Annotated in this window: 22 protein-coding genes; 11 read left to right on the forward strand and 11 right to left on the reverse strand. The window is 74.1% G+C overall.

The genetic code is table 11. The annotated features are described in order from the left end of the window. Positions 1 to 89 precede the first annotated feature (89 nt). A complete protein-coding gene (locus ACV7NM_RS27605; RefSeq protein WP_463414092.1) occupies positions 90 to 1,076 on the forward strand; it encodes a MerR family transcriptional regulator in 987 nt (328 codons plus the stop codon). Here the strand turns inward: ACV7NM_RS27605 and ACV7NM_RS27610 are convergent. Further along, complete coding sequence (locus tag ACV7NM_RS27610; RefSeq protein WP_463414093.1) at positions 997 to 1,551, reverse strand: RNA polymerase sigma factor; 555 nt, start codon at positions 1,549 to 1,551, stop codon at positions 997 to 999. The two genes, ACV7NM_RS27605 and ACV7NM_RS27610, sit on opposite strands and share 80 nt — an antisense overlap. Before the next feature lie 201 nt (positions 1,552 to 1,752). On the opposite strand from ACV7NM_RS27610, the gene ACV7NM_RS27615 reads away from it, so the two are divergent. The 3 genes from ACV7NM_RS27615 to ACV7NM_RS27625 all read left to right on the forward strand — a co-directional run bounded on the left by ACV7NM_RS27615 (position 1,753) and on the right by ACV7NM_RS27625 (position 4,471). After that, positions 1,753 to 2,346 (forward strand): histidine phosphatase family protein, encoded by a 594-nt coding sequence (locus ACV7NM_RS27615; RefSeq protein ID WP_463412800.1) that lies wholly within the window; start codon positions 1,753 to 1,755, stop codon positions 2,344 to 2,346. A gap of 87 nt (positions 2,347 to 2,433) precedes the next feature. Then, positions 2,434 to 3,981 carry an APC family permease gene (locus tag ACV7NM_RS27620; protein WP_463412801.1) on the forward strand — a complete coding sequence of 516 codons (1,548 nt, stop codon included), beginning with the start codon at positions 2,434 to 2,436 and terminating at the stop codon, positions 3,979 to 3,981. 67 nt (positions 3,982 to 4,048) lie between these two features. After that, complete coding sequence (locus tag ACV7NM_RS27625) at positions 4,049 to 4,471, forward strand: universal stress protein (protein WP_463412802.1); 423 nt, start codon at positions 4,049 to 4,051, stop codon at positions 4,469 to 4,471. Between the two features lie 37 nt (positions 4,472 to 4,508). Here ACV7NM_RS27625 and ACV7NM_RS27630 read toward each other — a convergent pair whose 3' ends face one another. Together ACV7NM_RS27630 and ACV7NM_RS27635 are read right to left on the reverse strand one after the other, a co-directional pair. Further along, the gene (locus tag ACV7NM_RS27630) at positions 4,509 to 5,138 is read right to left on the reverse strand and encodes a pyridoxamine 5'-phosphate oxidase family protein (protein ID WP_463412803.1); all 630 of its coding nucleotides are present in this window, start codon (positions 5,136 to 5,138) and stop codon (positions 4,509 to 4,511) included. Between the two features lie 137 nt (positions 5,139 to 5,275). Then, positions 5,276 to 5,476 carry a DUF5988 family protein gene (locus ACV7NM_RS27635; RefSeq protein ID WP_463414094.1) on the reverse strand — a complete coding sequence of 67 codons (201 nt, stop codon included), beginning with the start codon at positions 5,474 to 5,476 and terminating at the stop codon, positions 5,276 to 5,278. A 154-nt stretch (positions 5,477 to 5,630) separates the two neighbouring features. Between ACV7NM_RS27635 and ACV7NM_RS27640 the strand changes: the two genes are divergently transcribed. From ACV7NM_RS27640 to ACV7NM_RS27660, 5 genes are all read left to right on the forward strand, one after another. Continuing rightward, positions 5,631 to 7,730 carry a SpoIIE family protein phosphatase gene (locus tag ACV7NM_RS27640; protein ID WP_463412804.1) on the forward strand — a complete coding sequence of 700 codons (2,100 nt, stop codon included), beginning with the start codon at positions 5,631 to 5,633 and terminating at the stop codon, positions 7,728 to 7,730. Between the two features lie 40 nt (positions 7,731 to 7,770). After that, a complete protein-coding gene (locus ACV7NM_RS27645; RefSeq protein WP_463412805.1) occupies positions 7,771 to 8,514 on the forward strand; it encodes a PP2C family protein-serine/threonine phosphatase in 744 nt (247 codons plus the stop codon). Between the two features lie 281 nt (positions 8,515 to 8,795). Continuing rightward, a complete protein-coding gene (locus ACV7NM_RS27650; protein WP_463414095.1) occupies positions 8,796 to 10,292 on the forward strand; it encodes an FUSC family protein in 1,497 nt (498 codons plus the stop codon). 211 nt (positions 10,293 to 10,503) lie between these two features. After that, positions 10,504 to 11,643 (forward strand): nitric oxide synthase oxygenase, encoded by a 1,140-nt coding sequence (locus ACV7NM_RS27655; protein WP_463412806.1) that lies wholly within the window; start codon positions 10,504 to 10,506, stop codon positions 11,641 to 11,643. 53 nt (positions 11,644 to 11,696) lie between these two features. Then, positions 11,697 to 12,767: a lactonase family protein gene (locus tag ACV7NM_RS27660; RefSeq protein WP_463412807.1), complete on the forward strand. Its 1,071-nt coding sequence runs from the start codon at positions 11,697 to 11,699 to the stop codon at positions 12,765 to 12,767. A gap of 79 nt (positions 12,768 to 12,846) precedes the next feature. On the opposite strand, the gene ACV7NM_RS27665 is transcribed toward ACV7NM_RS27660, so the two are convergent. The 3 genes from ACV7NM_RS27665 to ACV7NM_RS27675 all read right to left on the reverse strand — a co-directional run bounded on the left by ACV7NM_RS27665 (position 12,847) and on the right by ACV7NM_RS27675 (position 15,707). Beyond that, a complete protein-coding gene (locus ACV7NM_RS27665; protein ID WP_463412808.1) occupies positions 12,847 to 13,767 on the reverse strand; it encodes a sirohydrochlorin chelatase in 921 nt (306 codons plus the stop codon). 130 nt (positions 13,768 to 13,897) lie between these two features. After that, a complete protein-coding gene (locus ACV7NM_RS27670) occupies positions 13,898 to 14,584 on the reverse strand; it encodes a uracil-DNA glycosylase (RefSeq protein WP_463412809.1) in 687 nt (228 codons plus the stop codon). 31 nt (positions 14,585 to 14,615) lie between these two features. Continuing rightward, a complete protein-coding gene (locus ACV7NM_RS27675; protein WP_463412810.1) occupies positions 14,616 to 15,707 on the reverse strand; it encodes a WD40/YVTN/BNR-like repeat-containing protein in 1,092 nt (363 codons plus the stop codon). A 220-nt stretch (positions 15,708 to 15,927) separates the two neighbouring features. On the opposite strand from ACV7NM_RS27675, the gene ACV7NM_RS27680 reads away from it, so the two are divergent. Beyond that, entirely contained in the window at positions 15,928 to 17,028 is a 1,101-nt protein-coding gene (locus tag ACV7NM_RS27680) for an NADH:flavin oxidoreductase/NADH oxidase (protein ID WP_463412811.1), read from the forward strand. Between the two features lie 159 nt (positions 17,029 to 17,187). Then, entirely contained in the window at positions 17,188 to 17,553 is a 366-nt protein-coding gene (locus tag ACV7NM_RS27685; RefSeq protein ID WP_463412812.1) for an ArsR/SmtB family transcription factor, read from the forward strand. Positions 17,554 to 17,581: 28 nt separating this feature from the next. On the opposite strand, the gene ACV7NM_RS27690 is transcribed toward ACV7NM_RS27685, so the two are convergent. From ACV7NM_RS27690 to ACV7NM_RS27710, 5 genes are all read right to left on the reverse strand, one after another. Then, positions 17,582 to 18,937 (reverse strand): FAD-dependent oxidoreductase, encoded by a 1,356-nt coding sequence (locus ACV7NM_RS27690; RefSeq protein WP_463412813.1) that lies wholly within the window; start codon positions 18,935 to 18,937, stop codon positions 17,582 to 17,584. A 113-nt stretch (positions 18,938 to 19,050) separates the two neighbouring features. Continuing rightward, entirely contained in the window at positions 19,051 to 19,674 is a 624-nt protein-coding gene (locus ACV7NM_RS27695; RefSeq protein ID WP_463412814.1) for a TetR/AcrR family transcriptional regulator, read from the reverse strand. A 146-nt stretch (positions 19,675 to 19,820) separates the two neighbouring features. Then, positions 19,821 to 20,240, reverse strand: a complete 420-nt coding sequence (locus ACV7NM_RS27700) for a hypothetical protein (protein WP_463412815.1) — start codon at positions 20,238 to 20,240, stop codon at positions 19,821 to 19,823. A 139-nt stretch (positions 20,241 to 20,379) separates the two neighbouring features. Next, on the reverse strand, positions 20,380 to 21,318 hold the full coding sequence (locus ACV7NM_RS27705) for a M56 family metallopeptidase (RefSeq protein WP_463412816.1): 939 nt from the start codon (positions 21,316 to 21,318) through the stop codon (positions 20,380 to 20,382). A 79-nt stretch (positions 21,319 to 21,397) separates the two neighbouring features. Further along, positions 21,398 to 21,988: a DUF5134 domain-containing protein gene (locus ACV7NM_RS27710; protein WP_463412817.1), complete on the reverse strand. Its 591-nt coding sequence runs from the start codon at positions 21,986 to 21,988 to the stop codon at positions 21,398 to 21,400. Positions 21,989 to 22,103 lie beyond the last annotated feature (115 nt).

Genomic DNA, 22,103 nt, shown 5'->3' on the forward strand with positions numbered 1-22,103 from the left:
CCGATGCCCCGGCTCAGGCCGATGCCACCGTCCAGCCCGACGCCCCCGCCCATCCCGACGCCCCCGGGCGCCCCCAGGATCCGACGCCGCTGCCCGCCGCCGCGCTGAGCACCGGCGCCGTCGCCCGCCGCCTCGGGGTCTCGCCGACCACGCTGCGGTCCTGGGAGCGCCGTTATGCCATCGGCCCGGCCCGCCGCGAGGACGGCCGGCACCGCCGCTGGACCCCCGCCGACATCGCCCGCCTGGAGCTGATGTGCCGGCTCACCGCGCAGGGCGTGCCCCCGTCCGAGGCGGCCAGGGCCGCGCTCGACGCAGCCGCCGGCGGCTCCGGGGAGGGCCGCCCGGCGACCGTGACGCCGGGCGGGTCCACCGCCCTTCCGCTCGGGGAGGTGCGGGCGGAATGCAGGGGGCTCGCACGGGCCGCCGTACGACTGGACGCGCCGGCGGTGGAGCACCTGCTGGACACCGCGCTGGCGCACCTCGGCCCGGTCGTCGCGTGGGAGGAGGTCATCGCGCCGACCCTGCACGCCGTGGGCCGCAAATGGGCCTCCGCGGGCGAACGGTACGTCGAGGTGGAACACCTGCTGTCCTGGCACGTCTCCGGCGCCTTGCGCCGCATGCGGCCCGCGCCCCGACGGTGCGAGGGTCCGCCCGTGCTCCTGGCCTGCGCCCCGCTGGAGCAGCACAGCCTGGCCGTCGAGGCGCTGGCCGCCGTCCTCGGCGAGCGGGGCCTTCCGGTGCTGATGTTCGGTCCGGCCCTGCCCGCCGAGGCGCTGCGCGAGGCGGTGCGCCGTACGGGTCCCCGAGCCGTCGTCCTGTGGGCGCAGTCGGGCACGACCGCGGACCACGCCCTGGCCCGCGCGGTCGCGGGGATCGAGTGGGGGCCGCACGGCGCCCGCGGGCACTCGGTGCTGCTGGCGGCCGGGCCCGGCTGGGGCCCGGGCGTCTCGGGGCCGCGCGTCGAGCGGATCTTCGGCCTGCGCTCGGCTCTCGCCGTCATCGAGCGGATCGCGTCGGCGCCGGCTCCCCGAGCGACCGCCGCAGGACCCGCAACGCCCGACGCATGTGGCTCTTGACGGTGCCCAGCGGCAGCCCGGTGCGGGCGGCGATCTGGGACTGCGTCAGGTCCCCGTAGAACGCCAACCACAGCACGCGTTGCTGGGCCGCGGGCAGCCGGGCCAGTTCGCCGAGGACCAGCACCCGCTCGAGGGCCCGCTCGGGTTCCGGCGGTGCGTGGGCGGCGGGGGACCGGGTGCGTTCGTGGAGGGCGTGCGCGGCGGCCTCGGCGACGCGGGTCCGCCGCGTCCGGGCCTCCAACGCGTCCGCCACCTTGTGTCGGGTGATGCCGGTGAGCCAGGCCCCGAGCCCCCCGGGCCCGGGGCGGTAGTGCCGTCGGCCGCGCCAGGCGGCGAGGAACACCTGCTGGGTCACGTCCTCCGCCTCGCGTTCGTCACCCAGGGCGCGGCGCGCGAGGGAGTGCACCAGCGGCCGCCACTGCCGGTAGGCCGCCTCCATGGAGCGCTCGTCACCCGCCGCGAACCCCGCCGCCATGCGCGCCTCCCGGCCCGGGCCGCCGCTCGGGGGAACCCCCGCCCGAGACTCTTCGTGGATCAGGTCGTCCATGGGACGAGCGTGGAGAGCGGCGGCGGCGCGGCAAACTCGCACCGTTTGCGCATCGAATCCCCCGCCCCGTGGCGTACATGACACGCTCCGGTCACCCCATCGACGCGGCGGACCGTCTAGGGTCCAAGGATGAGCGACTTGTTGCTGGTGAGACACGGTGAAACGGCCTGGAGCGCCACCGGGCGGCACACCGGCCTCACCGACGTGCCGCTGACCGCGCGCGGCGTCGAGGAGGCCATCTCCCTCGCCCCGTTCTTCCGCGACCGAGACCCCGCCCTGGTCCTGACCAGCCCGCTGCGCCGCGCGGTGGCCACCGCGGAACTCGCCGGTCTCTCGGGCGGCGTCACCGACCCCGACCTGCACGAATGGGACTACGGCGGCTACGAGGGCATCACCACGGCCGAGATCCAGCGGACCCGGCCCGACTGGTCGCTGTGGACCGACGGGGTCCCGCCCGGTGACGCGGAGCACCCCGGGGAGGACGCCGAGCAGGTCGGCGCCCGCGCCGACCGCGCGCTGGCCCGCGTCGACAAGGTCCTCCGCGAGGACCGGGGCGACGCCGTCGTGGTCGCCCACGGCCACTTCCTGCGCGTCCTGACGGCGCGCTACCTCGGTCTGCCCCCCCGGGACGGACGGTTGTTCCTGCTGCGCACCGGCACGCTCGGCGTCCTGTCCACGGAACACGGGCTACCGGTGGTGGCCGGCTGGAACACCCGCCCCTGAGGCCCTCGGGCGGCGTACCGCTCCGCCCGGCCGCCCCGGCCGCCGCGCCGCCTCGCGCCCCGCCCCCGCGTGCCCGAGCATGCGTATATGGCGCAGGACGGTACGGGCGGCGACGGTCACCAGGAGCGCGGCGGCGGTCGCGACGAGCGCACCGCGGAGGGCGACGCGGGGCTCAAGGCCGACGCGATCGGATTCCTCGACGCACTCGTCATCGGCCTGAACTCCACCTCGCCCGCCTACTCGCTGGCCGCCGTCATCGGCCCGATCGTCGCGGTGGCGGGCATCTACGCGCCGGGCGTCATGCTGGCTTCGTTCGTTCCGATGCTGCTGATCGCCGCCGCCTTCTACTACCTCAACAAGGTCGACCAGGACTGTGGGACCACCTTCTCCTGGGTGACGCGGGCGATGGGCCCCTGGGCGGGCTGGTTCGGCGGCTGGGCGATCACCATGACCGGCGTCCTGGTCATCGGCTCGCTCGCCGACGTCGCGGTGCGCTTCGGGTTGCTCGCCGCCGGCCTCGACGGACCGGCCGCGAACGAGGCGGTCCGCCAGACGCTCGCCGTCGTCGTCATCCTGGTCATGACCGCCGTCTGCGTCATCGGCACGGAGATGTCCGCCCGGGTCCAGGACGTGCTGATCCTGGCCCAGGTGTTCTTCCTCCTGGTCTTCGCAGTGGTCGCCATCTACCGCGTCTACGCCGGCACCAGCAGCCTCGACGCGATCGAGCCGTCCGTCGAGTGGCTCAACCCCTTCGGAGCGGGTGGCGCGGCGCTCACCGGCGGACTGCTGCTCGGGGTGTTCATCTACTGGGGCTGGGAGTCCGCCGTCAACCTGACCGAGGAGGTCGAGGACTCAGCCACCGCGCCCGGCAAGGCGGGCATCTGGTCGACCGTCGTGCTGCTGGTGACCTACCTGTCCGTCGGGTACGCCGTCGTCGCCTACGCCGGGACCGGGTACCTGACCCGGAACGCGGGCCAGGAGGAAGCGGTCTTCGGCTCGCTCGCCCACGAGGTGATGGGCGGCTGGGACTGGATGGTGCTCCTCGCGGTCTGCACCTCCGCGCTCGCCTCCACCCAGACCACGATCATCCCCGCCTCCCGCACCGCCCTGTCGATGGCCCGCCGGCACGCGCTCCCGCCGTCACTGGCACGGGTCTCCCCCCGCTTCCGGACCCCGGACGTGAGTACGTGGTGGGTGGCCGGCATCGCCATCGGCTGGTACCTCGTGGTCAACCAGATCAGCGAGAACGCGCTGCTCGACTCGCTGACCGCGCTCTCGCTGCTGATCGCCTTCTACTACGCGCTCACCGGACTGGCCTGCGCCGTCTACTACCGGCGCCATCTGCTGGAGAACCTCCACAACTTCCTGCTGATCGGGCTCGGGCCGGTGGTCGGCGCGGGGCTGCTGATCTGGCTGCTCGTCGAATCCGTCGACGACATGTCGGACCCGCGGACCTCGGCGGGGGGCGTCTCCTGGCTGGGCATCAGCCCGCCGCTGCTCATCGGGATCGGCATCGCCGTCGTCGGGGTGCTGGTCATGTGCTTCTGGCGGATCAGGGACGGGCGGTTCTGGCAGGAACGGCGTGGGGTGGCCGACCCGGCGCTCGTACCGGGCCGACACCGGCGGCCGTCCTGAGCGCTCGGTGTGAGGAAGGCGCTCCATGTGAGGAAGGCGCTCGGTGTGAGGAAGGGAGGAGTACACGATGTCCGTGGTCCTGGGGTACGACGAGTCGCCCGGCGCGGAACGGGCCCTGAGGGTCGCCCTGGAGGTCGCCGCCGCCTTCGGCGAGCCCCTCGTCCTCGTCTTCGGCGCGGCCGCGCCGGGCGGCGCCGGAGAGGAGTACCGGGCCCACCGCGAAGCCGTCCGACAGGCCGGCCGCGGCGCACTCGCCCGCGCCGTCGCGGCCGCTGACGAGGCGGGCGTCCCCTCGACGGTCGAGGTGGCCGACGAGAAGCCCGCCCAAGCCCTCCTGGACGCCGCCGGACGTCACGGCGCGCGGGTCATCATCGTCGGCACCTGGGGCGACAGCCCCATCCGCGGAGCCCTCCTCGGCTCGACGCCGCACAAGCTGCTGCACCTGTCGTCGGTACCGGTGCTGTGCGTGCCGACCGAGGAACCGGCCTGACCCGGGGCCCCGACCGAGGTCCGGGCCGACCCGGGGGCTAGTCGTAGATGTGCTCGGCGTACTGCGGGCCGTAGTGACGCTCCAACTCCTCCAGCGACTGGTCCCGGCGTTCCAGGCTCTTGGCGATGCGGGCGCGGGAGGGCACGGCCTGCGGGTCCCAGGACTGCGGCTTCCACAGGTCGGAGCGCAACAGCGCCTTGCCGCAGTGGAAGAACACCGTGTCGATCTCGACGACCAGCGCGACCTTCGGCCGGTTGCCCTTGACGATCATCTCGTCGAAGTACGGGGCGTCGCGGACCAAATGGGCCCTGCCGTTGACGCGCAGCGATTCCGCGCGGCCGGGTATCAGGAAGAGCAGCCCGACCCGCGGATTGGCCAGGACGTTGCGGAAGCTGTCGACGCGGCGGTTCCCGGGGCGGTCCGGGACGACGATCGTGGTGTCGTCCAGTACCTTCGTGAAGCCGGGCGGGTCCCCCTTCGGCGAGACGTCGCACGAGCCGTCCGCCCCCGAGGTGCCGATCAGGCAGAAGGGCGAACGCGCCAGCCACTCCCTGTCGTGCCGATGCAGGGACGGCCGGTCCTTGGCGGCCGCCCTGGGTTCCGGTTCTCCGATCAGGTCCCGCAGTTCCGCTTCGGACGTGACTCTCAACGACGCGCCTGCGCCCATGGTCGATCCCCCGTACGACTGGTGGTCAAGGTCCTTACACCCTACGTCGGGCGGCGGGCGTCGGGCGGCGGGCAGCGGGCAGCGGGCCAGCGGGCGCGGGGACGAGGGACGGGGCGGGGACCGGGAAAGCGGTTCGGTCACTCGGCGATTTCCGTGCGCTCCCACCACTCGTAGACGGGAACCCGCCCCTGCGGAGCGTCCCGGAAGCGGGACGTGGCCTTGAAGTGCTCGTATCCGCCGCGGTGCGCCACCTTCACGTCCTCGCCCGGCGTGGGGGCCGGAACCAGACGCTCGGGAAGGTCGTCCGGGCCGCCCTCGAGGGCCGCCGTGGTCGCCATGGTCGTCATGGGACCAGTCTCGCCACCCACCGGGCCCGGCGCACCTCGGCGGGCCGCTCCCCGGGGCGGCGGGCAGAATTGAAGAGGCCGCCCGGGCCCGCCGCGCGGGCGCCGCACAGCCACCGCCGCGCTCGGCGCGCAGAAGGGGGCAGCGATGCCACCGGACCGACAGGGGGACGGCGACGCGGACCCCGGCCCCGTGCGGGGCGAGGTGGAGGCGGGCCCCATACGGTCGGAGCCGGGCTCGCTGCTGGAGCACGTACCGGTCGCCGTCCTCGGCTTCGACGACGAGGACCGGATCTGCTACTGGGGCCCCGGCGCGCGCAGCCTCTTCGGACACGAGGCCGCCGCCGTACTGGACCGGCCCGGGGAAGTGCTCTTCCCCGGCCGCGATCCCGGCGCGGCCGCGCTGCTCGCCGAGCGCGCCCGCACCCTCGGCTACTGGCGCGTGCGGCTGCCGGCGCTCCACCGGGACGGCACGGTCTTCGACTGCGGCTTCCGCGTCTTCCCGCTCACCGGCAGCGCGGGCCGCTCCGTGGTGATGGGCCTGGTGAGCAGGAGCGTCGAGCTGGACCGGGTCAAGACCAACCTGGCGTTCCTCGACGCCCTCTTCGAGACCTGCCCGATCGGCCTGGTCATGCTGGACGAGGAACTGCGGTACGTCCACCTCAACCAGGCCCTCGCCGACATGGACGGCATCCCGGTGGCCGACCACCTCGGCCGTCGTATGACGGACATCGTGATCACCTCCGACGGCGGGGAGTTCCAACGCCTGCTGCGGGCCGTCGCCCACGAGGGCCGGACCGTGGTGGACACCCTCGTCGGACTGCGCACCCGAGGTCACCCGGACCGCGACCAGGTGCGGTCCGTCAGCCTCTTCCCGCTGAGCGGCGCGGTGGGCAGCCGGCGGGGCGTGGGCGGCCTCCTGGTGGACGTCACCGACCGCGAACGGGCCATCATGGAGGCCACCGCGGCCCGGCAGCGGCTCGCGCTCCTGGACCGCGCGGCCGCCGGCATCGGCACCACCCTCGACCTGAACGTCACCGCGCGCGAGCTGGTCGACGCGGTGGTCCCGGAGTTCTGCGACGCCTCCGTGGTGGAACTGGTGGAGTGGATGTACGAGCCGGAGATCTTCGACCCCCGACTGCCGCTGGTCACCCGCCGGATCGCGCGGGGCACCACCCTCCCCCCGCCCGCCGACGAACTGCTGGCAGGCCTGGAACGGGTCACGTACCCGCCCGGCTCCAGCATCCACGCGATGCTCGACACCGGCCGCCCCCTCTCGGTCCCGGTGAACGACGACTTCGTGACCAGGACCGTCGCCCACCCGGAGCGCGCCCGGCTGCTCCTGGAGAGCGGCCTCGCCTGCATCCTCATCGCCCCGCTGATCGCACGCGGCACCGTCCAGGGCATCACCATGTTCGGCCGCTCCGCGTCCCGCCCCGCCTTCACCGACTCCGACCTCGCCCTCGCGAGCGAGCTGGCCTCGCGGGCCGCCCTGTGCCTGGACAACGCCCGCCTCTACGGCAGGGTCCAGGACATCGCCCTCACCCTCCAGCGCGCCCTGCTGCCCAGCGCGCCCGTCGCCGGCCCCCACGCGGACATCGCCCACCGCTACCTGCCCGGCGGCCGGGGCACCGAGGTCGGCGGCGACTGGTACGACGTCATCCCGCTGCCCGGTGACGAACTGACCCTGCTCGTCGGGGACGTGATGGGACACGGCGTCCCTGCCGCCGCCGCCATGGGCCGGCTCCGCATCACGGCCAAGACGCTCGCCCGGCACACCCGCGCCCCCGAGGCCCTGCTCGCGGAACTCGACGCCTGCGCCCAGGAAGCGGGCATCGAACTGGCGACGTGCCTCTGCATCCGCTACGACCCCCGCACCGGCCACGCCCGCGTCGCCAGCGCCGGCCACCCCCCGCCCCTGCTGCGCCACCCCGACGGAACCGTCGAGCGGATCGCCGGCGTTTTGGGCGTGCCCCTCGGGGTGGGCGGCGTTCCGTTCCGCTCGACCGGGACGCTGATCCCCGACGGCGCCGTCGTGGCCCTCTACACCGACGGGCTCGTCGAAGCACGCGGCCAGGACATCGACGCGGGCATCGACGCCCTGTGCGACCAACTGCGCGGCCCCGTGGATCGCCTGGAGGAGGCGGTGGACCGCATCCTGACCCACCTGCTGCCCGACACCCCGACCGACGACACCGTCCTCGTCCTCGCCAAGCTCCGCCGTGCCCCCGCCTCGGGGCCACAATGAGAGGGGAGAGCTCCCCGTGGGTGCCGGAGAGGCGGAACCGATGCCGTACGCAGCCGTCAGCGCACTGAGCCACGCAGGACTGCTGCGCGAGCACAACGAGGACAGCCTGGTCATCGGGCCGTGGACGCTCTGTGCCACCGAGACCCGCAATCCACAGCTGCTGGTGTTCCCCCTCGGCGCGCCGCTCGTCGTCGCGGTCGCCGACGGAATCGGCGGACAGCCGGCCGGTGAGGTGGCCAGCGCGCTCGTCGTACGGCGGCTCGCGGAACTGGGGCCGTCGCTGGACGGCGAGGACGCCGTCCGCGAGGCTCTGGAACTGTGCAACCGCGCCGTGTACGACGCCGCCGACCGAACGCCGCAGCTGGCGGGCATGGGAACCACCGTCGCCGGTGCGGTCGTCCTGGAGGAGTCCGTGCTGACCTTCAACGTGGGGGACAGCAGGGTGCTCGACGCCTCCGACGGTGCGCTGCGCCAGGTGAGCGTCGACGACAGCCCGCCGCTTCCCCCGGGCCGCCGGACGACCTCCCTCATCACCCAGGCGCTCGGCGGCGCCCGTGGTTTCCACCCCGTCACACCGCACGTCCGCACCTCTCCCCTCGCCGTCGGCGGCCGCTACCTGATCTGTACGGACGGGCTCACCGACCCGGTGCCCGAGGACGTCCTGGACGGGCTGCTGCGCGAGCACGACGACGGCCGCGCCGCCTTCGAGATGTGGCGTGCCGCCATCGACGCCGGCGGCCCGGACAACATCACCCTGGCGTTGGTGCGCATCGGCGAGGTGTGACGCGCCTGGTCCGTTGGCGTCCGTTGGCGTCCGATGGCCGACCGGATGCCTGGTTCCCTGTGCCAATGGCCCAGGCCGGCGAGCCGGGGTTGAGCCACTGTGCCCCCGGATGGTTATCTGTGTCGTATCCATGTACTTACGGCGCCACGCAGCGTCGGACGGCAACGAGGCCGTTCCGGACCGTGGCGCCTTCGCCGTGCCCGTACGCCGCCCACCACCCCGGGCGGACACCGGCCCGGCGCGCACCATCGCAAGGGGGGCGGCACACCGCCGTGAAGAGGATGTTCGTGGCTCCGGACCCGGGGCTGATGAGACTCAGGAACTCACTGCGCGCCGTCGTCGGCGTGGGGCTCGCCGTCGCCGCCACCCAGGCCGTGGGGCTCTCGCTGATCGCCTCCATCACGGGGGGACTGGCCGCCCTGCTGGCGCTGTTCACCGTGCTCGACGCGACCGTGCGCGCCCAGCGGGTGACGACCGCGCTGCTTCCCGTCGCCGGGTTCCCCGTCCTCGCCCTGGCCACCGCCCTGCACGGCCTGCCGCTCGCCCGTGACCTCGCCTTCCTGACGGTCGTCTTCGCCGGCGTCTACGCACGCCGCTGGGGGCCGCGCGGCCACGCCCTCGGCATCTTCGCGTTCATGAACTTCTTCATCACGCAGTTCCTGCACGCGGTGCCCGCGCAACTGCCCGAGCTGTTCGCCGCCGTCGGGTTGGCGCTGGTCGCGGCCGGCGCCGCGCGGTTCGTGCTCTGGCCCATCGAGCGCCGTACCCCGCCCCCGGCCGCCCCGCCCGGGCTGCCGGGCACCGGCCTGGCGCGGCCCACCACCCGGCAGGCCTTCCAGGCCACCGCCGCCTGTGCCTTCGCGCTCGGCATCGGCCAGGTCCTCTCCCAGGACCGCTGGTACTGGGCCGTGGGCACCGCCTGGTGGATCTTCGTCAACACCACGTCGCGCGGCGAGACCCTCGTCCGCGGCTTCCGCCGGGTCGTGGGCACCGTCACCGGGATCGCCGCCGGACTGCTGATCGCCGTACCGCTGCACGGCGCGCCCGCGCCGACGGCCGCGCTGGTCGCCGTATGCGTCTTCGGGATCTTCTACACCGCCGCGCCCTCCTACTCGTGGATGATGTTCTTCGTCACCGTGATGGCCGGCCTGCTCTACGGTCTCCTCGGCGTGCTGCACCCCGGCCTGCTCCTGCTGCGCTTCCAGGAGACCGCCATCGGCGCCCTCGGCGCCGCCCTCGCCGTGGTGCTGGTGCTCCCCGTCACCACGCACGCCGCCAACGACGCCTGGATCCGGCGCGCCCTGCACTGCGTACGGGCCTGCGCGGCGGCCTGCCACGACCGTCTGGCCGGCCACCCCGACGCGGACCCGGCCCCGCACGCCGCCGAACTGGAACTGCTGCTGGGCCGAGTCCGGATGGCCCTCGCGCCCCTGGTGCACCCGCTGAGCCCGCTGCGCGCCCGCAAGACCCGCGCGCGACAGGTCCTGGAACTGCTCGACGCGTGCGCCCGTGAGGTGCGGGGCCTGGCGGCCGTCGCCGCGGACCCGCAGGCCTCGCACGACGCCCGGCTCGCGGCGGCGTGCCGGCGGGTCGAGGCGGCGGTGGAGGCGCTGACCGCCCCGAGGAACGGCACCGGCCCCACAGTTTCGGCCATCGGGTCCCGGCCCGATCCGGCGGAGCCGGTCCTCGCGCACCTGCACGGCCTGGAGCACGCCCTCGTGGCACTGCACGTCCCGCTGCGGACACATCCGCGCGCCCCGCTCGTCGTCAGCGCCTGATCGCCGACCCGCCGCCAGGCCGAACTGGCGCGCATCTTAAGTGACTTGAAGAAGCGTCGCTCGGCCGTTCCGATAAGATCACCCGCAGGAGTGTTCCGGCCGTCGGCCGCCCCCGCCGCTGACCTGCCCCGTGTACAACGGGTGAGGTTCATCGCACATTCATCCGGCATGTTCAGGGTGGATCTGAACGGACAGGGGGTAACGGCCCGAAATGGAAATCCTTCAACAGCGCTCGGGCACCGCTCAGGTGTGGGAGGCGGCCGAGGAGTTCATCCGGCTCTTCCACCGGGAGGACCCGGGCGCCGGCGATCCGCGGGACCGGCTGGCCGCCGTGCGCGCCGAACTCGCCGCAACCGGAACCTACCGGCACACCCAGGACGAGCTCGTCCACGGTGCCCGGGTGGCCTGGCGCAACAGCAACCGTTGCATAGGCAGGCTCTACTGGAACTCGCTGCGGGTCCGCGACCGCCGCGAGCTCACCGACGCCGACGCCATCGCCGAGGAGTGCTTCGAGCACCTGCGGGAAGCCACCAACGGCGGCCGGATACGGCCCACCATCACGATCTTCGCGCCCGACGCCCCGGACCGTCCCGGACCGCTCATCTGGAGCGAGCAGCTCGTCCGCTACGCCGGGTACGGCGACCACCCCTCCATAACCGTCGGCGACGCACGCAACGCCCCGCTCACCAGGGCCCTGCTCGACCTCGGCTGGTCGGGAGGCCCCGGCACCCCCTTCGACCTCCTGCCTCTCGTCGTGCAGGGCGTCGACGACAAGCCCCGTTGGTTCGACACCCCGACCGACGCCGTGCTGGAGGTGCCGATCCGTCACCCGGACGGGCCCGACCACTGGGACGACTGGGGCCTGCGCTGGCACGCCGTCCCGGCCATCTCCAACATGTGCCTGGAGATCGGCGGCATCCACTACCCGGCCGCCCCGTTCAACGGCTGGTACATGGGCACCGAGATCGGCGCCCGCAACCTCGCCGACACCGACCGGTACAACCTCCTCCCCGCCGTCGCCCGCAGAATGGGGCTCGACACCTCCAGCGACCGCTCGCTCTGGAAGGACCGGGCGCTGGTGGAGCTGAACCGGGCGGTCCTGCACTCCTTCGACGGGGCCGGGGTCAGCATCTCCGACCACCACTCCGAGTCCCGGCGGTTCCTCTCGCACCTGGAGCGCGAGGAGCGCAAGGGCCGCGAGGTCGGCGCCGACTGGTCCTGGATCGTCCCGCCGATCTCCGGGGCGGCGACCCCGGTCTTCCACCGCACGTACGAGGACCGGCCGAGCGCCACCACGTACGTCCACCACGCCGGCGCCCACGAACGGGCCAGGGGACGGGACTTGGTCTAGACCTTCTGTTACCGTCGTTGCGACCGGATCCGGGACGGCGGAATGAGGCACCTGTGGATGGCGCGCGCGGCACGGACCAGGGCGGCGGACACCGGGCCTACATCGGCTCGTTCACCTCGGGGGGCGGCCGCGGCATCACCACCGCGGCCGTGGATCCGGCCACCGGGGCGCTGACGCCCCTGGCCGTCACCGAGACGGCCGAGAACCCGTCCTGTCTCATCCTCGACCGGCACACGGGCGTGCTGTACGCGGTGAGCGAGGCCGAGGACGGCGGGGTCGCCGCCTTCCGGGCCGGGGCCGAGGGGTTGACCGCCCAAGGGCCGCTCGCCCCGGTCGGCGCGTCGGGCCCCACCCATCTCAGCCTGGCGGGGCGGCGGCTGCTGACCGCCAACTACACCTCCGGCAGCGTCAGCAGCCTCCCGCTCGACGCCGACGGCACCCCCTCCGGGCCCCCGGCCGTCCTGGCCCACCAGGGCTCGGGGCCCGACCCGGAACGGCAGGAGGGGCCGCACGCCCACCAGGTGCTGCCCGACCCGAGCGGCCGCTGGGTCCTCGGTGTGGACCTCGGGACCGACTCCGTACGCGTCTGCGCCCTCGACCCCGCGGACGGTCGGCTGAACCCGCACCGGGAGACGAAACTGCGGGCCGGGTCCGGACCGCGCCACCTCGCCTTCCACCCGGACGGCGAGACGGTCTACGTCCTGCACGAGCTGGAACCGCTGCTGACCGTCTGCCGCTGGGACGCGCGGGGCGGGCGGCTGGAGGTGGCCGGGGAGGTTGCGGTGCTCGCGGCGGACCCCCCGGCGGGCACCCGGCCCTACCCGTCGGTCGTCGCCGTCTCTCCCGACGGACGGTTCGCGTGGGCCGCCGTACGGGGCGTCGACACGATCGCCGTCTTCTCCCTCGACGACGGCCCCGCCAAGCCCCGGCTCACCGCGAGCGTGGGCTGCGGCGGCGTCTGGCCGCGCGACCTCGTCGTGGACCCCTCGGGGCGCAGGCTCTACGTGGCCAACGAATGGTCCGGGGACGTCACCTGGTTCGAACCGGACCCGCTGACCGGTGAGCCGCGCGCGGCGGGCTCCGTCGAGGTTCCGGCCGCGGCCTGCGTGGTCTTCGGGCCGTAGGGGCGGCCCCGGCAACGCCCGAGGGGCCCGCGCACCGGTGATCTCGGTGCGCGGGCCCCTCGTCGTTCGTGGAGCCGGATCAGTGGGCGGAGGCGCCCAGGGTGATCCCGAGGGCCGCGCTGTACTGGGCGACGGCCAGCTTGCCGAGCGCCGGGTAGGCGCCGAGCACCTCGCCGGTGGCGCAGTCGGCTTCCTTGCAGGCCGTGTCCAGCAGCCCCTCGGCCGCCTCCGGGCCGATCAGGTACGGCGCCAGGGCGAGATGCGTCGAACCCTCGGCGCGCAACTGGTCGGCGATCGAGGCGACCGAGCCCTCCTGGTCCAGCGCGGCGGCCTTCACCGGCACCGCCAGGCGCGCGGCCAGCAGCATGCCGGTGATCCCGGCGGCCTGGACGGCCTCCTCGCCGCCGGTGGTGGCCAGGATGATGCCGTCGGCGGCGGTGGTGACGGTGAACAGCCTGGCCCGGTCGGCGCGCGCCAGGCCGGCCTCGGAGAGCCGCACGTGCAGACCCTCCGCGAGCAGCGGGTGCGGACCGAGCACGTCGGCCAGCTCGGCGGCGGCGGAAGAGTCCATCAGCGCCTGACGGGCCCGGCGCAGCAGGTCGCTGTCGGGGCCGACGAGCAGGGGCACGACCACGGCGTCCGGGCCGGTCGGCGCGGGCACCTCGTGGCCGGCGGCGCGGGCGAACTCGGCGCGCGCGGAGCGCTCCTGCGCGACGGCGGTCAGCACACCGGCCAGCGAGGGGAACTCGGAGCCTTCGGAGTCGTCACCTTCCAGGTAGCCGATCCGACCGTCCAGGCCGGGCAGCTCGGAACGGCCGATGCTCAGGATCTCTTCCGCGAGCCCGCGCGAGGCGGCCGAGGGGGCACCGGGCACGGCGAGCACCAGCGCGGGCGCGCCCTCGGGCGCCACCGCGGGCTCGGGGCGGCGGTGCCGTCCGGCAGGGCGGGGTCGCGGCATTCGTACGGGCAGGCCATTCGCGGGCCCAGTGGGGGAGCTCATGGCGCCGCATGCTACTGGTTTATCGGAACCGATTGTTCAAGCAGGGTCATTTTCGGCGGCTTCTGTCCGTATTTATCCGCTGAATGTGAGACAGGGTCGGCTGTAAAGACCATCTATCGACCGGAGTGGTTCAACCGGCGGTCGGCAGGCGCCAGTCCACCGGGGCCACGCCCTGTCGTACCAGCAGGTCGTTCACCTTGCTGAACGGACGGGAGCCGAAGAACCCGCCCGCGGCCGACATGGGCGAGGGATGCACGGACTCCACCGCCGGCAGTTCGCCCAGCAGTGGCCGCACGTTGCGGGCGTCCCGGCCCCACAGCACCGACACCAGCGGCTTCCCCCGCGCGGCCAACGCACGGATCGCCTGCTCGGTGACCGCCTCCCAGCCCTTGCCTCGGTGGCCGCCGGTCTTGCGCGGGGCGGTGGTGAGCGCACGGTTGAGGAGCAGGACACCCTGGCGGGTCCAGGGGGTCAGGTCGCCGTTCGCCGGCCGGGGCACGCCGAGGTCCGCGTTCAGCTCGCGGAAGATGTTGTCCAGGCTCGGCGGCCATGGGCTGACCTCGGGCGCGACGGAGAAGGACAGGCCCATGGCGTGGCCCGGCGTCGGGTAGGGGTCCTGTCCGACGATCAGCACCTTGACCTCGTCGAAGGGCTGCTGGAAGGCGCGGAGCACGTTCGGTCCGGCCGGCAGGTAGGTTCTACCCGCCGCGATCTCGGCGCGCAGGAAGTCGCCCATCGCGGCGACCTGCGCCGCCACCGGCTCCAGAGCCCGGGCCCAGCCCGGCTCGACGATCTCGTTCAACGGTCGTGCTGCCACGGGCAGTCACTCTACTGGCCCATTCCCCGCCCTATCGACGCACGGCCGCCGCCCGTACGCAGAGCACGTCAGGCAGGTGCTCCGCGAGCAACTGCCAACTGTCCCCGTCGTCATGGCTCGCGTACAGCTCGCCGTTGCGGTTGCCGAAGTAGATCCCGGCCGGATCCGCGTCGTCCGTGCACAGCGCGTCCCGCAGCACGGTGCCGTAGTGATCCTCGACCGGCAGGCCGTTCGACAGGGGCTGCCAGCTCGCCCCGGCGTCCCGGGTGCGGAAGACCCGACAGCGGTGCTCCGCCGGGACCCGGTCGGAGTCGGCGTTGAGCGGGAAGACGTAGGCCGTGTCCGGCCGGTGGGGGTGGGCGGCCACCGCGAAGCCGAAGTCGGACGGCAGCCCCGCGCCGATGTCGGTCCAGGCGGCGCCCGCGTCGTCGCTGCGGTACACCCCCCAGTGGTTCTGGAGGTATAGCCGGTCCGGGTCGGCGGCGTCCCGGGCGATCTTGTGGACGCACTGCCCGAACTCGGGCTGGGGGTCGGGCAGGAACACCGCGGAGACCCCGTGGTTGGACGGGGTCCAGCTCTCGCCGCCGTCCTCGGTCCGGAAGACGCCGGCGGTGGAGACGGCCACCGTGACCGCGTCCGGGTCGGCCGGGTGGGTGATCACCGTGTGCAGCCCCTCGCCGCCGCCGCCCGGAACCCAACGGGAGCGGGTGGGGTGTTCCCACAAGGCGCGGACCAGCGCGAAGGATTCGCCGCGGTCCGTCGAGCGGAACAGCGCCGCCGGTTCCGTCCCGGCGTAGACCACGTCCGGTGCCTCGGGCCCCGCCGGTTGGAGTTGCCAGACCCGCTCCAGTGAGGCGCCGGTGTCCTGCGGGAACCTCACGGCGGCGGTGGTGGGCTCGCGCCAGGTGGCGCCGAGGTCGTCGGAGGTGAAGACGGACGGCCCCCAGTGCGCGCTGTCGCCGCCCACCAGGAGGCGTGGCGCGGGGCCCCGTACGTCGATGGCGACGGCGGACACGGCCTGGGCGTTGAAATGGGGCCCGTCGAACTTCCAGGGGCCGGCGTCCGCGCGCCGGCCGATGAAGAGCCCCTTGCGGGTGCCCGCGAGCAGTAGCACGTCGGACATGGCCGACACCTCCGGACGTTCTCGTCGTGCACGGCAGCCTTCCGGCCAGTGTGCACCCGGCCACCGGCAGCGGCGCGGAGCGGCGGCCCGTGGCGCTGCCGTGGCGGTGCCCGGGATTAGTACGAGAGACCTCGTAGTACGAGGAAATTCGTAGTACGGTGATCCTCGTACTTGCCGCCGGGGCCCCCGGCGCGCGTCCCGGTCATCACTGGAGAGCCTGATGAGTGCCGCCCCGGCCGACTTCGCCGCCCTGTTCCAGCCCTACACAGCGCGATCGGTGACCATCCCGAACCGCGTGTGGATGGCCCCGATGTGCCAGTACAGCGCCGAGCCCGACGGCCCCCGCGCGGGCGCGGCCAACGAGTGGCACGTCGCCCACTACGCGGCCCGCGCCGTCGGCGGCACCGGCCTGATCATCCAGGAGGCCACCGCCGTCTCCCCGGAAGGCCGGATCACCCCCTACGACCTCGGCCTCTGGAACGACACCCAGACCGAGGCCCTGCGCCCGATCACCGCCTTCGTCAAGGCGCAGGGAGCGGTCCCCGGCATCCAGATCGCGCACAGCGGCCGAAAGGGCTCCACCGAGCGCCCCTGGAAGGGCGGCCGGCCGGTCGGTGCCGAGGCGCACGGCTGGCAGCCGCTCGCCCCGAGCCCGGTGCCGTTCGCCGAAGGCGACCCCGTACCGCACGAGCTGACTACCGAGGAGATCCGCACGATCGTCGGCCAGTTCGCCGGCGCCGCCCGGCGCGCCCTGGCGGCCGGCTACGAACTCCTCGAGGTCCACGGCGCCCACGGGTACCTCATCGGCGAATTCCTCTCCCCGCACAGCAACCGGCGCACCGACGAGTACGGCGGCTCCTTCGAGAACCGCACCCGCCTCGCCCTCGACATCGTGGACGCCGTACGGGAGGTGTGGCCCGAGGAACTGCCGCTGTTCTTCCGGATCTCCGCCACGGACTGGCTGGAGGAGGGGGGTTGGACCGCCGACGACACCGTCCGCTTGGCCGGACTGCTCCGGGAGCACGGTGTGGACCTGCTGGACGTCTCCACCGGCGGGCTGGCCCCGCGGGTCAGCATCCCGGTCGGCCCCGGCTACCAGGTGCCCTTCGCCGCGCGGGTCAAGCGCGAAACCGGCCTTCCGGCGGCCGCGGTGGGGCTGATCACCGAGCCCGCCCAGGCGGAGAAGGTCCTGGCCAACGGCGAGGCCGACGCGGTCCTGCTCGGCCGGGAACTGCTCCGGGACCCCTACTGGGCCCGCCGCGCCGCCGTCGAACTGGGCGTGGAGCCCCGCACGCCCGCCCCGTACCACCGCGCCTGGTGAACCCCGGCGCGGCGCCGGCCGCCGCCCCGCCCGGGCCCGTCCGTGTCCTACGATGGTTCTCGTACCTCGGTGCGGGCGTCCCGCGCCGTCGGGCCGGCCGGGCCGACCGGATGGCCGACCGAGCCGACCGGATGAACGAGCGAGCGAGTGGAGGAGCAGATGCCCGAACCGGCCGCCCCCACCCGCCCGCTCGCCCATCCCGAGACCTCCGAGATCCGGCTGGAGGGCGTCCTGCACGCCCTGTCCGACGCCGTCCGGCTGTCCATCGTGCGGGAACTGGCCGCCGCCGACGACGAGCTGGCCTGCTCCCACTTCGTGCTGCCGGTCACCAAGTCCACCACCACCCACCACTTCCGCGTCCTGCGCGAGGCCGGTGTCGTGCGCCAGACCTACCGGGGCACCACCAAGCTGAACGACCTGCGCCGCGCCGACCTGGAGTCCCTCTTCCCAGGACTCCTGGACGCCGTACTCACCGCGGCCACCGCCGAAGCGGCCCGGCTCGCCGGACCGGGCACGCACGCCTGAGGGCCGCGCCGCGTACGCGCGCCCGAGGCTACGAGCCGGCCGCGCCCAGCAGGCCCGCCCAGTCCGGGATCTTGACCGACCGGCGCCCCAGGGAGCGGCCCAGATCGACCTCGGCCGTCTCGATGGCCAACCATCCGGGCCACTGCACCGGCCGCATCCCCGCCGCCCGCATCGCGTCCAGCGGGTCCTGCCCCCGCTCGCGGCGGGCCAGTACCCCCGCGTCCTGGAGCAGGGACGACGCCGTCTCCTTGGCGCACGGTCGGTTGGTGCCGATCACCCCGGTCGGGCCGCGCTTGATCCAACCCGCGACGTACTCGCCGACCGAGGCCCGTCCGTCGCGCACCACCCGGCCCGCCGCGTGGGGGACGGTGCCCGTCGCCGGGTCGAAGGGCAGCCCGGGCAGCGGCACGCCCCGGTACCCCACCGAGCGCAGCACCAGCCGCGCCTCGACGTCCTCGTACGCGCCCGTGCCGCCCACCCCGCCCCGACCGTCGGGCGCGGTCCGCTCGAACCGCACCGCCGCGGCCCTCCCGTCGGGCCCGGCCAGCACCTCCACGGGCCGCAGGTAGAACCGCAGCGTGATGTCCCGCTCCGCCGGGTCCGGGGTCGCCGCGCCCCAGGCGCGCAGCACCTCCAGGTTCCGCCGGGCCACCGCGGGCAACGCGGCGGCCGCCCCCGGGTCCGCGTAGGCGGGGTCCAGCGCCAGTTCGGCCGGCCTCACCCGGACGCCCACCCCCGGGAGCGTGCCCAGCTCCCGGAGCTCCTTGGTGGTGAACTTGCCCTGCGAGGGCCCCCGCCGGGCCACCATCGACACCGCCCGCACCCCACTGGCCGCGAGTGCGCCCAGGGCGGCCTGCGGCATGTCGGTCGGGGTCAGCTCGGGCACACCGCGGGCAAGGATCCGGGTCACGTCGACCGCGACGTTGCCCGCGCCGATCACCACCGCCGACGCGACGCCGGACAGATCGAAGGCCGCGCCCGCCGCGTCGGGATGGCCGCTGTACCAGGAGACGAACGCCGTCGCGGAGTGGACGCCGGGCAACTCCTCGCCGGGTACGCCCAGGTGGCGGTCCTCGGCGGCGCCGACGCAGTACACGACCGCGTGGTAGAGCTCGCGCAGCCGGGCCACCGGCAGGGCCGGACCGCCCACCTCCACATTGCCGAGGAAGCGGATCCGCTCGTCCTCCAGGACGGTGCGCAGACTTCCGGTCAGCGACTTGATCTTCTCGTGGTCGGGGGCCACCCCGTACCGCACGAGCCCGTACGGCGCCGGCAGCCGGTCCAGTACGTCCACCCGGACGCCCGGCACCTCGCGCTGCTGGACCAGGGTCTGCGCGGCGTAGACCCCGCTGGGGCCCGAACCGACGACGGCGACACGAAGCACGGCGGAGCTCCTCCCGCAGGTGCTTCCCAGCATGACACCGGGTGCCGTGCCCGTCAGCCCGCGGCGCGCATCCGGTGGATGTCGGCGCCCCGGGTGGCCGCCGCCCCGGTCACTCAGCGCGGAAAGGCTCCTTCGGGCGGCCCTCCGGCCAGCGGGAAGCCGAGCTCCCAGTCCAGCCCGTACCGCTGGAACAGCTCGGCCCGCAGTCGCGCGGCCGGCATCGGCGCCCCCGGTAGCAACACCGCCACCACGGCACCCATCAGCAGCGCGCGCAGGAGGGGGTAGTCGGTGTCCACGTCCGTCGAGCCGTACCGGACGACGGTGTCCCTCAGCAGCTCCGCCAGGCGCTGCTGCTCCCCGCACCGGACGAAGCCGTCGGCTTGGAGGATGCCCGCCATGTGGGTGCGCATCAGCCGGGGCCGGTCAACCGCCAGCCCGAGGATGGCGTCGATGGCGCGGGCCATGCGCTCGCGACCGTCGTCGGTACGGGGCGACCGCTCAAGGGCCGCCTCCAGGGTCAGGTGCATCAGCCGGTGGACGGCGGACTGGAGCAACTGGCGTTTGCCCGGGAAGTAGTACGAGACCAGGCCCCGGGCGGCACCGGCCCGGTCGGCGATGTCGCCGAGGGTGGTGGCCTCGTAGCCGCGCTCGCCCACGAGTTCCACCGCTGCCTGGAGCAGTCGTTCCCGGGAACGCCTGCGCAATTCTTCATTGACCGATGCGCTGCGCGGGACCATGCTTACTCCTGCGTTGACTGGCTCCGGGCCAATATACTCAGCGCGCGGTCTGTTGTTCTGGGCGACGCGGGGGATCGCCCAGAGCAGCGGGCCCACGGGGCCCCGTGCCGGCCGGCCGTCACGGTCGGCCCGTACCGCGCGGACGCTCAGTCCTGCCCGAGGCCCGGCAGCTCGAAATGGGCGCCGACGCCCGCACCGTCCACGTGGACGACGTGCCGGCCGACGCGGACGGTCTGGCTTCCGTCCGCGCGCCAGGAACCCTCGGGGCCCTCGGCGCCGCCCAGTGGGGTCCACACCTCCAGGAACGTGCTCCCATCGGTGTTCGTACCGGTCTCGACCAGTCCGTCGCCCTCCGCGCGCAGGGCTCCCACGTCCTCGCCGGGGGAGCCGACCTCGTGGTGGAAGGTGACCTGCCGCCCGTCGTAGGAGGTGGTCCCGGCGAAGCCGCGGCTGTCCGCGTAGCAGGGGCCGCTCTGGAGCCAGACGACGTGCTCGTCCTCGCGCAGCGGTCCGCCGTCGCGGCTGATTCCGGCGCGCAGCCAGGCACCGGGGGTGGGTGCGTCCACGGCACCAGCCTGCCAGGCACCGCGGTTTCGGGCGCCTCCAGGCGATAGGCGGGGGAGGAGCCTGACGACGGGACCGACGGGACCGGGCCGCAGGCCCGGTGTGATCCGAATCAGCCGGCGTGATCCGAAAGGGTACGGCCTACGTGAGCGCGCTCAGGCCGGGGACGAAGGCCACCGCCAGCGGCAGCGCGGGCATCAGCGTCGCCAGCGCCGTCAGCCGCAGCCGCCGGGCGGGGGACAGGCGCGGAGCCGCGGACAGCAGGCGCCGCACCCGCTGCGGCACGTGCGCCTCAGGGGCGGCGCCCAGGCCGAACACCCCGCGGTCCTCGTTGAGTCCGACCAGGGCCAGCGCCACGGTGAGTCGCCCGAAGCGCCGCGAGGCCACGTCGTCGGCGGCGAGCTCCACCAGGCGGTGCATCTCCGCCTCGAACGCCGCGAACACCGGCACTTGCGGGAAGCCCCCGGCCAGCGCCCGCGAGCAGTGCAGCAGCCAATCGTGGCGCGCCGCCACGTGCCCCTGCTCGTGTGCCAGAACGGCGTCCAGTTGGCTGCCCTTCAACCGGCCCAGCGCGGCGGTGGTCACCACCAGCTGTGGGACCGTACCCGGCTGCCACCACGCCTCGGGGCGCGGCCCCTCCAGTACCACGAGGCGCGCGGCCTGCGGGTCCTCCCCGGGCAACAGCGGGGCACGCTCGCGCAGTTCGGCCCCGCGGGCGCGCCGCCGGGCCCGTGCCCGCAGCACCTCACGGGTCAGCATGGCGCCGGTCCACAGGCCGCCGCCCGCCAGTACCAGCGCCGTGGCGGCGGCCCACGCACCGCCCGCCGCGCCCAGCGCGTAGGCGTCGACCACCCCGCGCGGGGCGGCGGCGAAGAGCCGTCCGCGCACCGCCTGCCAGGCCGCCGCCGCGCTCAGTAGCATCGACAGCGCCAGGCACAGCAACACCGCGCCCACCACGCACTGCCACACCCACAGCGCCACGACCGGCTCACGGTCGGGCCACTCGGCCCGGGCCAGCAGGCGGGGGGCGAGCACCGCGGTCAGTGCGCCGAGCAGCAGGAGAACGGCGGGGACCATCATGGCCGCCACCCTATGAGGGGGGCGCTACCTGCGGGTACGGTCCGCGCCATTGGTGACGCAGGACACGTTTCGCGGCCGATCACATGTTCAGCACCATCGCCAACATCCCGATGCCCATGGTCAGTCGGCAGGCGCGGGTCAGCTCGCCGGGGGAGTCGACGACCGGCACCGTCCCCGAGACGACGGGCCGGGCGCCGCCGGCCGCCACCAGCCGGGCCCCGCCCAGCAGGACGTATCCCGCGAAGTACACGAGCAGGGCCCCCGTCACCAGGGGCAGCCCCGAGTCCTGCCCGTGCCCGTGTACGTGCCCGGTGCCCGCCGCGCCCACCGAGAGCCCGAGGTACGCCATGTAGGCCATCGCCAGTGATCCCACCGCGTGGTGCGCGTGGTGGGCGTGGCGCGGCCCGCTCCGCAGCAGCCACAGCGCGTGCGCGGCGGTCGCGCAGAAGACGCCCAGCAAGATCCCGGGCCCCCACGGCCCGATGCCGGACGGCGCGGCCATCACGGCCATCCCGAACCCCATCAGGGCCTCGCCCAAGGCCGCGCCGCGCGCCGCCCGGCCCGCTCTGCGCGCCCGCAGCAGGCAGTACGTACCGCTGGTCGCGCACAGGGCGACCAGCAGCCAACCGGAGACGGCGGAGGCGGTGGAGGGCAGCGCGGGTCCGTGCACGGCGGAACCTCCCGGTTCGTCGGCGTCAGGGGAAGAGATGCCCCTGCGGGAGGGCCCGCACGCCGCCCCGGGATAGGCTCTCCGTGCCGTACCCGGCATGTCATATGCCGATGAG

The organism is Streptomyces sp. Tek67B01 (assembly GCF_055231995.1).

Excerpts from the sequence above, each read along its gene's own strand:
- ACV7NM_RS27705 (WP_463412816.1), bottom strand. The coding sequence starts at position 21,318 with ATGATGGTCCCCGCCGTTCTCCTGCTGCTCGGCGCACTGACCGCGGTG.
- ACV7NM_RS27635 (WP_463414094.1), bottom strand. The coding sequence starts at position 5,476 with ATGGCGACCACGGCGGCCCTCGAGGGCGGCCCGGACGACCTTCCCGAG.
- ACV7NM_RS27625 (WP_463412802.1), top strand. The coding sequence starts at position 4,049 with ATGTCCGTGGTCCTGGGGTACGACGAGTCGCCCGGCGCGGAACGGGCC.
- ACV7NM_RS27650 (WP_463414095.1), top strand. The coding sequence starts at position 8,796 with ATGTTCGTGGCTCCGGACCCGGGGCTGATGAGACTCAGGAACTCACTG.
- ACV7NM_RS27680 (WP_463412811.1), top strand. The coding sequence starts at position 15,928 with ATGAGTGCCGCCCCGGCCGACTTCGCCGCCCTGTTCCAGCCCTACACA.
- ACV7NM_RS27665 (WP_463412808.1), bottom strand. The coding sequence starts at position 13,767 with ATGAGCTCCCCCACTGGGCCCGCGAATGGCCTGCCCGTACGAATGCCG.
- ACV7NM_RS27640 (WP_463412804.1), top strand. The coding sequence starts at position 5,631 with ATGCCACCGGACCGACAGGGGGACGGCGACGCGGACCCCGGCCCCGTG.
- ACV7NM_RS27655 (WP_463412806.1), top strand. The coding sequence starts at position 10,504 with ATGGAAATCCTTCAACAGCGCTCGGGCACCGCTCAGGTGTGGGAGGCG.
- ACV7NM_RS27695 (WP_463412814.1), bottom strand. The coding sequence starts at position 19,674 with ATGGTCCCGCGCAGCGCATCGGTCAATGAAGAATTGCGCAGGCGTTCC.
- ACV7NM_RS27620 (WP_463412801.1), top strand. The coding sequence starts at position 2,434 with ATGGCGCAGGACGGTACGGGCGGCGACGGTCACCAGGAGCGCGGCGGC.
- ACV7NM_RS27610 (WP_463414093.1), bottom strand. The coding sequence starts at position 1,551 with ATGGCGGCGGGGTTCGCGGCGGGTGACGAGCGCTCCATGGAGGCGGCC.
- ACV7NM_RS27615 (WP_463412800.1), top strand. The coding sequence starts at position 1,753 with ATGAGCGACTTGTTGCTGGTGAGACACGGTGAAACGGCCTGGAGCGCC.
- ACV7NM_RS27645 (WP_463412805.1), top strand. The coding sequence starts at position 7,771 with ATGCCGTACGCAGCCGTCAGCGCACTGAGCCACGCAGGACTGCTGCGC.
- ACV7NM_RS27675 (WP_463412810.1), bottom strand. The coding sequence starts at position 15,707 with ATGTCCGACGTGCTACTGCTCGCGGGCACCCGCAAGGGGCTCTTCATC.
- ACV7NM_RS27630 (WP_463412803.1), bottom strand. The coding sequence starts at position 5,138 with ATGGGCGCAGGCGCGTCGTTGAGAGTCACGTCCGAAGCGGAACTGCGG.
- ACV7NM_RS27685 (WP_463412812.1), top strand. The coding sequence starts at position 17,188 with ATGCCCGAACCGGCCGCCCCCACCCGCCCGCTCGCCCATCCCGAGACC.